The following is a 621-nucleotide window of genomic DNA, read 5'->3' on the forward strand; positions in this document are numbered from 1 at the left end:
GCACGAGTTCCTCCAGGAAGGCGGCCGACCGGCCTTCGAACTGCGCGCGGTACTCGCCGCCACCTTGTCCCCGACCTGGGGTGTCTACAGCGGCTACGAACTGTGCGAGAACGCCGCTCTCCGGCCGGGCAGCGAGGAGTATCTCGACTCCGAGAAGTACCAACTCCGCCCGCGCGACTGGGAGTCCGCGGAGCGGGAAGGACGTAGCATCGCGCCATTGCTGGGCACGCTCAACGACATCCGGCGCCGTCACCCGTCGCTGCACCGGCTCAGGAATCTCCGCTTCCACCGGACGGACAACGACGCGCTGATCGCGTACAGCAAGACCACGGGTGGGGACACGGTCCTGGTGGTCGTCAACCTGGATCCGCACCACACCCAGGAGGCCACGGTCTCGTTGGACATGCCGCAACTCGGCCTGGAATCAAACGAATCCATGTCGGTGTACGACGAACTGACGGGTGAGTCCTATCAGTGGGGCAGGACCAACTATGTGCGTCTCGAACCCGGCCGGGCTCCCGCGCACGTGCTCCACGTCCGGCGGTCCACACAGAGCGGAGGGTCAAGAGCTTCATGACTGTCAACGAACCGGTCCACGACACCTTCGAGGACACTCCCGCC

The 621-nt window shown here is 65.4% G+C and carries 1 protein-coding gene; it reads left to right on the forward strand.

Annotated elements, in window-relative coordinates; genetic code table 11:
• Positions 1–577, forward strand: a 577-nt coding sequence (locus JHN63_RS51785; protein ID WP_200692042.1) for a DUF3459 domain-containing protein, incomplete at its 5' end; no start/stop codon positions are given.
• Between the last annotated feature and the right edge of the window lie 44 nt (positions 578–621).

This window comes from Streptomyces sp. MBT65 (assembly GCF_016612545.1).
Lineage (GTDB): Bacteria > Actinomycetota > Actinomycetes > Streptomycetales > Streptomycetaceae > Streptomyces.